This window comes from Lutibacter sp. B1 (assembly GCF_012524075.1).
In the GTDB taxonomy this organism is placed as follows: domain Bacteria; phylum Bacteroidota; class Bacteroidia; order Flavobacteriales; family Flavobacteriaceae; genus Lutibacter.
The window spans coordinates 154906-164731 of sequence record NZ_JAAZUI010000006.1; the positions used below are offsets into that span (position 1 = coordinate 154906).

Sequence of the window (9826 nt, forward strand, 5' to 3'; positions counted from 1 at the left end):
TGATATACAATTCAAAAAATACTGTAGCTACAACATAATTATTTTTCAAAAAGACCTTTTGTAAATTCTTCCGGATTTGCAGCTAAATGATAACGAGGATCATCAATATCTTCAATAATAACCTCTTTAAATTTTGGATTTGATTTATTAAGCAAAATTTTACATTCTTCACTTAAATGTTTTAAATGAATTGTTTTTCCGACTGCTTCGTATTTTTCAACTAAATTAAATATTGCTTCCAATGCTGAATGATCACTAACACGAGATTCTACAAAATCAATTTCAACTTTATCTGGATCATTTTTCACATCAAACTTTTCATTAAAAGCACTTATTGAACCAAAAAATAAAGGTCCCCAAATTTCATAAATTTTTGTTCCATCATCTTTCATACGTTTACGTGCTCTAATACGTTTTGCGTTTTCCCAAGAAAACACCAACGCACTAACAATAACACCTGCAGTTACTGCAATAGCTAAATCAAAAATAACGGTTAGTGCTGATACTAATATCAATACAAATAAATCGGCTCTTGGAATTTTATTCATTATTCTGAAACTGCTCCAAGCAAATGTTCCTATAACTACCATAAACATAACACCAACCAATGCTCCAATTGGAATTTGTTCAATATATGATGAACCAAAAAGTATAAATAACAATAATAAAACTACTGCTACAATACCCGATAATCTTCCTCTGCCTCCACCATTTATGTTGATGATAGATTGCCCAATCATAGCGCAACCTCCCATTCCTCCAAATAAACCTGTTACAATATTGGCACTACCTTGCGCAATACATTCCCTGTTTCCATTACCACGAGTTTCAGTTAAATCATCAATTAAATTTAAAGTCATTAACGATTCTATCAAACCAATAGCAGCTAATATTAAAGCATACGGAAATATCAATTTAATAGTTTCTACTGTAAATGGAACTTTTGAAAATGTTTCTAATTGTAAGGTTGGTAAACCTCCTTGTAAACCACTACCGCCACCATCTCTAATGAATGAACCAACAGTTGCAACATCAAATTTTGCTAAAATTGCTATAGTACTTACTACTAAAATTGCAATTAAAGCTTCCGGTAATTTTGAAAGTGCTTTTATTTTTGGTAAGCCCCACATAATTAACATAGTTAAAGCCACCAAACCAATCATTAAATATAGCTGATTGCCTTGTAACCAAACTTTTTCACCGTTTACTGTTCTTTTAAACATTCCTAATTGAGAAAGAAAAATAACAATAGCCAAACCGTTTACAAAACCCATCATTACCGGGTGTGGAATTAAACGAACAAATTTTCCAAGTTTTAAAACTCCTGCCAAAACTTGTATAAAACCCATTAAAATAACAGTTGCAAACAAGTAATACAATCCTAAATTTTCTCCTGGATTACCCATTGCGTTACCTTGTGCTACTAGTGTAACCATAACTACTGCCAAAGCACCTGTTGCGCCCGAAATCATTCCCGGTCTTCCTCCAAAAATAGAAGTAATTAACCCAACCATAAATGCTGCATACAGTCCAACCAAAGGATCAACTCCTGCCACAAAAGCAAATGCAACAGCTTCAGGAACAAGTGCCAAAGCAACTGTTACTCCTGAAAAAATATCGTTTCTAACATTGGATACTCGCTTTCTAATAAATTCAGTCATTGGTAGTTATTTATAAAAAGCGGCAAAGATAAGATTTTTATTTATAATGAATTTTTGGTAATATTATTATTAAAACAACAACTTTATGTTTTCATAAGTATTGGCTAATGCTTCTTTAATTTCCTTTTTATCTTTAAAAACAACCTTTTTAATATCTTCTTCCAACTGTGGTATCAAATTACCATTGTAACTGGTTTCCATTAAAAACCAATAGGTTATTTTTAAAACAAGTTTCTTTTTGTATTTAAAGATATGATATGTTGTAGGCAGCTCTTCTTCAATTTTAAGGTTAGAGACTCCACATTCTTCTTCTACTTCTCTAACAGCGCAATCAGTTATTGACTCTCCTTTTTTTAATTTCCCTTTAGGTAAATCCCATCTATTAAATCTATAAATAAAAAGCACTTCATTATCAGAATTTATCACTTTACCTCCAGCAGCTTTATGAATTTTAAAATATGATTGAAATTTTTGCCAACATTTTTCTACATCAGCGCATAGCAAATAAATTCCTTCTAAACTATTATTAAAAAGGTCATCAACTATTTCTAAAATTTTAGCACTTTCAAAATTAACAACATCAAAATTTGTTAAAATATTCTTATTTTCTGTCAAAATTATTGGACAGTCATTCACAAAAACTTTATACATTTGCATTATGATTATGAACAAAGATACAGCAAAAAAAACTGCTGAACTACTATTACAAATTAAAGCCATAAAACTTCAACCGAACAATCCTTTTACATGGGCTTCTGGTTGGAAATCTCCTATTTATTGTGACAATAGAATTACGCTTTCATTTCCAAAAATAAGAAATTATTTGAGAGAAAACATAGCTGACATTATTGAAAAAGAATATGGCAAACCCGATATTATAGCCGGTGTAGCTACAGGTGCCATTGCTTTAGGTGTATTAGTGGCACAACATTTGAACTTACCCTTTATATATGTAAGACCAGAACCAAAAAGCCATGGCAGAAAAAATCAAATTGAAGGCTTGCTGGAAAAAAATAAAAATGTAGTAGTTATAGAAGATCTAATCAGCACAGGAAAAAGCAGCTTAAATGCTGTTAAAGCTTTAAAAGAAGAAGGTGCAGATGTAAAAGGGATGGTAGCAATTTTTTCTTATGGATTTAAAAACGCACAAGAAAACTTTGAAAATGCCAATATTAAATTAACTACATTAAGTGATTATGATCATTTGTTAGAACAATCACTTGATAGTAATTATATTTCTGAAAAAGAATTAACAATTCTACAAAACTGGAGAGAAAATCCGGATAAATGGAAACAATTATAACAATAATATGAATTTAGAAAGTAAAAAATCTGTAATTAATAAATCTCAAAAAGAATTTTTTGAATTTTTAACTGATCTCAATAATTTTGAACAGTTAATGCCTGAAAATACCGATAAATTTGAAGTTGATGGTGACTCTTTTTTGTTCAGCTTAAAAGGTATGCCTGAAATTAGATTGGTAGTAAAAGAAAAACAAGAGTTCAGTAAAATTGTATTTGGTGCGGCAAGCAGTAAATTAAACTTTACATTAACAACTAATATCAATGAAGTTACTGATAGTACTTGTGAAACTCAACTTTTATTTAATGGCGATTTTAACCCAATGATGGCAATGATGGTTAAAAGTCCTTTACAAAAGTTTATTAATACACTTTCAGAAAACGCTGAAAAGTTATAATACACTCACTTATTATTTATTCGCAAATTTAATTTCCTTCAAATTAAATTTGCGAGTTTTTTCATCTTCTAGTTCAACAACAAGTTTACCATCTTCAAAAATATCAACTATTTTTCCTAAAAAAAGAATTCCTTTATTGTTTTCAAACATTGCCGGCACATTATATTTATATAGATACGTTAAATACATCTCTTTTAGTTTATCAAACTCATTTTGTTCAATATAAACTACGAAATTCTTAATTTCATCAATAATTTTTTTTAATAAAATATCTAAATCAATAGTATTTCCAGTTAATTTTTTTAATGAAATAACTTCCCCTGCACTTTTAGGAAATTTTTTTTGATTTACATTTAATCCAATTCCTATTACTGATTGTTTGATTGAAGTACCACTAAGAATATTTTCAATTAAAATGCCAGCAATTTTGTCTTTTCCTGCCAAAATGTCGTTTGGCCATTTTATATATAACGAAGTTTTAACATAAAATTGTAAAACCTTTAAAATAGCCAAAGAAATAGCCATACTTAAATAAAATTGATGTTTAATTTTAAAGTCACTAAACTTAATCAACACACTAAATGTAAGGTTTTTACCCTTATCGGACACCCAAACAGTACCCATTTGACCTCTGCCGGCTGTTTGATGATTTGCTGTTACAATAGTATAGCTTTCAATATTATTTTTAGTTGCAAGTTTCTTTATGTAAGAATTGGTAGAATCAATGGCATCAAGTTTGATTATATTCATATATAAATTAGTAATTTTAACAAAGTTACTTAAAACATAATTTATTATAAAAAAATAATAACTTTGTAACAAATTAAAAAAAAATTAATGACAAAAAGAAATGTAAGCGCAGACGACTTGATAGCAGCAATTTTAAAAGCTATAGATGAGGTTAAAGGTGTAGATGTTCAAATTTTAGATTTGAGAGAAATTGAGAATACGGTCTGTGATTATTTTGTAATCAGTTCAGGTACTTCAAATACACACGTTAATGCCATTTCAGGTATTGTGCAAAAACAAGTAAGCAAATTAACGAAAGAAAAACCGTGGCATGTTGAAGGTGAAAATAATGGTGAATGGGTTTTATTAGACTATGTAAATGTTGTAGTGCATGTATTCCAAAAACATGTTAGAGAATTTTACGACATTGAAAGTTTATGGGGAGACGCCAAAATCACAACAATAGCAACGGCAAATTAAAAAATTTATCAATTTATCGAAAAAAATAAATGAGTCAAAATAATAAAACATCAAGTAATAAAAATATTAAGCCCCCAAAATTTAACTTTTATTGGGTATATGGAATCATTTTTGCTTTAATTATTGGATATCAATTCTTTAGCAGTGGTAGTTTATCAACTAAAAATTTGAGTCAAAATGAATTCAAAACAATTCTAAAGGATAATGATATTGAAAAAATTGTTATTGTTAATAGAGATATTGCCAATATATATATTAAAAATGAAGCTTTAGAAAAAGAAAAGCATAAAAAAAATAAGAGTTCCTTATACACAGGCAATACTCCAATGTATTTTTATGATTTTGGAGATTTACAAAACTTTGAAAAAGAGTTAAAAGCCGACAAAGAATCGTACAGTTTAGACTTTGATACCACCAATATAGAAAAAACAAACTTTTTAGAGCAAATATTTATTTACTTACCATTTATATTTTTAATTGGTTTGTGGATTTATTTTATGAAAAGAATGTCTGGTGGCGGTGCAGGAGGTGGCGGACAAATATTTAATATTGGAAAATCCAAAGCTAAATTATTTGATCAAGATCAAAAAGTTAAAACAAGTTTTAAAGATGTAGCAGGATTAGAAGGTGCAAAAGAAGAAGTTCAAGAAATTGTAGATTTCTTAAAAAGCCCGGATAAATACACAACCCTTGGAGGTAAAATTCCAAAAGGTGCTTTATTAGTCGGTCCTCCGGGTACAGGTAAAACATTATTAGCTAAAGCCGTTGCAGGTGAAGCTAATGTTCCTTTTTTCTCACTTTCAGGTTCAGATTTTGTTGAAATGTTTGTAGGTGTTGGTGCATCGCGTGTTAGAGATTTATTTAAACAAGCTCAACAAAAAGCGCCTTCAATTATTTTTATTGATGAAATTGATGCCGTTGGTAGATCTCGTGGAAAAAATAATATTACAGGTGGTAATGACGAACGAGAAAACACCTTGAACCAATTGTTAACCGAAATGGATGGTTTTGGTACTGATACTAATGTAATTGTACTTGCCGCAACTAACCGTGCCGATGTATTGGACAAAGCCTTATTACGTGCAGGACGTTTTGACCGTCAAATTTATGTGGACTTACCTGATTTAAAAGAACGCGCTGAAATTTTTAAAGTTCATATAAAACCTATAAAATTAGCTAAAGATGTTGATTTAGATTTTCTATCGCAACAAACTCCAGGTTTCTCAGGAGCCGATATTGCTAATTTATGTAATGAAGCTGCTTTAATTGCTGCAAGAAATGGTAAAAAAGCTGTACATCATCAAGACTTTTTAGATGCTGTAGATAGAATTGTAGGAGGACTTGAAAAGAAAAATAAAATTATTGCACCAAAAGAAAAGAAAACTATTGCTTTCCACGAAGCTGGTCATGCAACAGCTAGTTGGATGTTAGAACACGCTGCTCCACTTGTAAAAGTTACTATAGTACCGAGAGGACAATCGTTAGGGGCTGCTTGGTATTTACCGGAAGAACGTCAAATTGTGCATACTGACCAAATGTTAGATGAAATGTGTGCAACACTGGCTGGTAGAGCTGCAGAAAAATTAATTTTTAATAATATTTCTACCGGTGCTTTAAATGATCTTGAAAAAGTAACCAGACAGGCAAGAGCTATGGTTACTATTTATGGTCTAAATGATAAAATTGGAAATATAACTTATTACGATTCAACAGGGCAAGCTGACTATAATTTCACTAAACCTTACAGTGAAGAAACTGCCCTTATAATTGATAAAGAAATTTCAGAAATAATTGAGACTCAATACCAAAGAGCAATTCAAATTTTAAAGGAACATAAAGATAAACTAACTACTTTAGCCGAATTATTACTCGAAAAAGAAGTTATTTTCAAAAAAGACTTAGAAGTTATTTTTGGTAAAAGACCATTTAATAAAGAAGAAATTACAGCTGATGAAATTGTTGATGAAGATACTAATATTGATAATTCATTAGAAACACAAGAGTAAATTGATTTCTTTTTTATAATTTTGAATTCATTCAAAATAAAAAATGAGTTTTTTAAAAAAATTTTTTAATACACCTAAACCGAAAGAAACTAAAGAACCGTCTTTAGAGTCACAAAATTTACCTATTGACCAGATATTTGTTCAAAATTTCTTAAAAAATAATGGTAAATTTTTGTACTGTACATCTTTGGAAGAAATTACATTGAATTTATCGAATATAATTGAAGAAAATTCATGGGAAAATATAGTTTGTAATGATACAGATTTGCTTAAACTTATAAAAACTATTAATATTAAAACAACCAAAAACTATACTAATACATATCCTATTTTTGTTGGCTGTGAACATTTAATAGCCGAAAATGGTAGTATTTTATTCTCTTCAAACCAACTAAAAGAATTTAAAATTTCTGAATTAGCTGAAGATTTTATAGTTTATGCCACAACAAGTCAAATAGTAAATACTAAAGGAGAGAGTTTAACAGGAATTAAAACTCGCTATAAAGGAAATATCCCAAGCAATATTAGTGCAATAAAAAATTACAACACAAACATTAAAAATATAGACTTTATGAGTTATGGTAATACCAATACAAAAAACTTATATTTGTTATTGTTTGAAGATTTATAATCAATGAAAAAACTTTTAAGGCGTGCACTATCCGGATTCATTTTTGTAAGTGTTTTAATATTTTCAATTTTATATAGTAAAACAACATTTATTAGTCTGTTTTTTATTTTAATGATGTTATGTTTATTTGAATTTAAAAGAATTATACAGTTAAAAAGTATTTTTCCTTATTTAATTGGCACACTTATTTTTATTTTTGGAAATGTAATGACAGCTGAAAATGAGCACTCTAGAACAATATTTGAATATTTTGGAGTAGCTTTATTCTTAACTGTTTTTATAACATTTGCTTCTATATTGTTTGCTAAAAAAGAAGAAGTGGTAAGTCATCTTGGTAAAATATTTTTATCAATTATTTATATAGTAGTTCCATTTACATTAATTGTTCAAATTCCATTTTTAAATGTAACATTCAATTATGCTAATACTACTATTTTAGGAGTTTTCATTTTAATATGGACAAATGATACTTTTGCATTTTTAGTAGGGAAAAGTTTAGGAAAACACAAACTTCTAAAACGTATTTCTCCAAATAAAACTGTAGAAGGCTTTATAGGCGGTATGGTGTTTACGTTTATTGCAAGTTTAATTTTACCAAGTCAATTTAATACATTATCAAGTATACAATGGGTTGTAATTGCAGGAATAGTTAGTATCTTTGGAGTGTTGGGAGATTTAATAGAATCAATGTTTAAAAGACAAGCAGGCGTAAAAGACAGTAGTAATTTTATACCCGGTCATGGTGGGTTTTTAGATAGATTTGACAGTGTAATTTTTGCTGCTCCTTTTATATTTATATACTTACATTTAGTTAAATAATTATGTTTCATAAAGAAGGATATAAAATAATTTTAATTGCCACTTTTATAGTAGGTATTGGAATAATTTTAGTTGAGAATTTTGTTGCTGTAGAATGGTTAAATAAATTATTAGCTATACTTTTACTTGGTTTTTTTATTTTTATTATACAATTTTTTAGAAACCCAAAAAGGAATACGTTTTTAAACGATCATAGCATTATTGCCCCTGTTGATGGTAAAGTTGTTGTAATTGAAGAAGTATTTGAAAAAGAATATTTTAATGACAAACGCCTTCAAATTTCTATCTTTATGTCACCTCTTAATGTACATGTAACAAGATATCCTGTTGGTGGTACTGTAAATTACAGTAAATATCATCCGGGGAAATATTTAGTAGCTTGGCATCCAAAAGCATCAGAAGATAATGAGCGTACAACAGTTGTTGTTGAAAATAGCGTGATAGGAAAAGTTTTATACAGGCAAATTGCTGGTGCGCTTGCAAAACGTATTGTAAATTATGCCAAACCAAATATGCAGGTTGTTCAAGGTTCAGATTGTGGTTTTATTAAATTTGGATCTAGAGTTGATATACTATTACCTTTAAATGCGAAAATAAATGTTAATCTAAACGATAAAGTAAAAGGTGGTGAACAAATTATAGCCACTCTTTAAAATTTAATAATTTTGTTGTTATGGATGAACAATTAGATATAAAATTTCAAAAAGCTTATGAAATTTCATCTAAAACAGACAGAAAACTTCCTCCAGATGTTATGCTGAAAATTTATGCATATTACAAACAAGCAACCAGAGGAAATAACTATAGTGAACCCAGTGGAGATGAAGAACTTCGAAATGCGTTTAAATTAAATGCATGGATTCAACTTAGTCATTTAACTGAAGATGAAGCAAAACAAGAATATATAAACCTTGTAAATAAACATTTAAAATAACTACTAATATTATGAAAAAAATCTATTTCTTTAGTATTCTACTTTTAACAGTAGTTACATTTCATTCTTGCAAAAAGAATGAAAAAAAAGCGCCTGTTGAAACTGAAAAAAGTTATGTTGTTGAAACTAAAACAACATCTATTAATTGGACAGCATATAAAACAACCAGCAAGGTACCAGTTAAAGGAGTTTTTACAAAACTAACCATTGATAATCCTAAAAAAGCCTCAACTGCTTTAGAAGCTCTAAATGATTTAAAATTTAGTATTCCTGTAAATAGTTTATACACTAAAGATACAATTAGAGATCGTAAATTAAAAGAATTCTTTTTTGGCAGTATGGAAAACACATCGAATATTACTGGTACAATACATATGAACAATGAAACTTCAGGCACTGTTGATTTAACTTTGAACGGAATTTCACAAGTACTCCCTATTACCTATGTAATAAGTGATCAAATGGTTACTATTGAAGCCATTATGGACTTAGATAATTGGAAAGCACAAGCAGCTTTAGAAGCTTTAAATGCTGTGTGTAAAGATTTACATACCGGAGATGATGGAATTTCAAAAACATGGAGTGAAGTTAAAATTGATATAGCCACGTATTTAAAATATGAATAAAAAAAAGCCTGCTAAATAGCAGGCTTTTTTTAGCACTATCTCATAAACTGTGTAAATAAAAATATCGGGGGTTGCAACCCCCGATATTTTTTTGTTTAATTTTAAACTTTTACACAGTCATGAAGAAAGAAGATTTATTAAGTAATGATTTTCTGAAGCAGTTTACATCGGGCGAAGAGCTCAATGATTTTCTAAAACAGATTCAGAAACGTGGTATTGAAAAGATGCTTGAAGGCGAGC

At 29.2% G+C, this 9826-nt stretch carries 12 protein-coding genes; 9 read left to right on the forward strand and 3 right to left on the reverse strand.

What is annotated here, in order from left to right:
- Positions 1 to 38: 38 nt before the first annotated feature.
- The gene (locus HGB55_RS05335; protein ID WP_168815372.1) at positions 39 to 1661 is read right to left on the reverse strand and encodes a SulP family inorganic anion transporter; all 1623 of its coding nucleotides are present in this window, start codon (positions 1659 to 1661) and stop codon (positions 39 to 41) included.
- Positions 1662 to 1730: 69 nt separating this feature from the next.
- Positions 1731 to 2312: an NUDIX hydrolase gene (locus tag HGB55_RS05340; RefSeq protein ID WP_168815374.1), complete on the reverse strand. Its 582-nt coding sequence runs from the start codon at positions 2310 to 2312 to the stop codon at positions 1731 to 1733.
- A gap of 7 nt (positions 2313 to 2319) precedes the next feature.
- On the opposite strand from HGB55_RS05340, the gene pyrE reads away from it, so the two are divergent.
- Positions 2320 to 2964 (forward strand): orotate phosphoribosyltransferase, encoded by a 645-nt coding sequence (gene pyrE / locus HGB55_RS05345; RefSeq protein WP_168815375.1) that lies wholly within the window; start codon positions 2320 to 2322, stop codon positions 2962 to 2964.
- Positions 2965 to 2971: 7 nt separating this feature from the next.
- The gene (locus HGB55_RS05350; protein WP_168815377.1) at positions 2972 to 3361 is read left to right on the forward strand and encodes an SRPBCC family protein; all 390 of its coding nucleotides are present in this window, start codon (positions 2972 to 2974) and stop codon (positions 3359 to 3361) included.
- Between the two features lie 12 nt (positions 3362 to 3373).
- On the opposite strand, the gene HGB55_RS05355 is transcribed toward HGB55_RS05350, so the two are convergent.
- Positions 3374 to 4111 carry a biotin--[acetyl-CoA-carboxylase] ligase gene (locus HGB55_RS05355; RefSeq protein WP_168815379.1) on the reverse strand — a complete coding sequence of 246 codons (738 nt, stop codon included), beginning with the start codon at positions 4109 to 4111 and terminating at the stop codon, positions 3374 to 3376.
- An 87-nt stretch (positions 4112 to 4198) separates the two neighbouring features.
- Here HGB55_RS05355 and rsfS point away from each other — a divergent pair, with 87 nt between their 5' ends.
- The 7 genes from rsfS to HGB55_RS05390 are packed head-to-tail and all read left to right on the forward strand — an operon-like array spanning position 4199 to position 9586.
- Positions 4199 to 4570 carry a ribosome silencing factor gene (gene rsfS / locus HGB55_RS05360; protein WP_168815389.1) on the forward strand — a complete coding sequence of 124 codons (372 nt, stop codon included), beginning with the start codon at positions 4199 to 4201 and terminating at the stop codon, positions 4568 to 4570.
- A gap of 29 nt (positions 4571 to 4599) precedes the next feature.
- Positions 4600 to 6576, forward strand: coding sequence for an ATP-dependent zinc metalloprotease FtsH (ftsH, locus tag HGB55_RS05365; RefSeq protein ID WP_168815390.1), 1977 nt, complete (start codon positions 4600 to 4602; stop codon positions 6574 to 6576).
- A 43-nt stretch (positions 6577 to 6619) separates the two neighbouring features.
- The gene (locus HGB55_RS05370; RefSeq protein WP_168815392.1) at positions 6620 to 7207 is read left to right on the forward strand and encodes a hypothetical protein; all 588 of its coding nucleotides are present in this window, start codon (positions 6620 to 6622) and stop codon (positions 7205 to 7207) included.
- Positions 7208 to 7210: 3 nt separating this feature from the next.
- A complete protein-coding gene (locus HGB55_RS05375; protein ID WP_168815394.1) occupies positions 7211 to 8026 on the forward strand; it encodes a phosphatidate cytidylyltransferase in 816 nt (271 codons plus the stop codon).
- Between the two features lie 2 nt (positions 8027 to 8028).
- Positions 8029 to 8679, forward strand: a complete 651-nt coding sequence (locus tag HGB55_RS05380; RefSeq protein ID WP_168815396.1) for a phosphatidylserine decarboxylase family protein — start codon at positions 8029 to 8031, stop codon at positions 8677 to 8679.
- 20 nt (positions 8680 to 8699) lie between these two features.
- The gene (locus HGB55_RS05385; RefSeq protein WP_168815398.1) at positions 8700 to 8960 is read left to right on the forward strand and encodes an acyl-CoA-binding protein; all 261 of its coding nucleotides are present in this window, start codon (positions 8700 to 8702) and stop codon (positions 8958 to 8960) included.
- Between the two features lie 11 nt (positions 8961 to 8971).
- Positions 8972 to 9586 (forward strand): YceI family protein, encoded by a 615-nt coding sequence (locus tag HGB55_RS05390; RefSeq protein WP_168815400.1) that lies wholly within the window; start codon positions 8972 to 8974, stop codon positions 9584 to 9586.
- Positions 9587 to 9826: the final 240 nt, after the last annotated feature.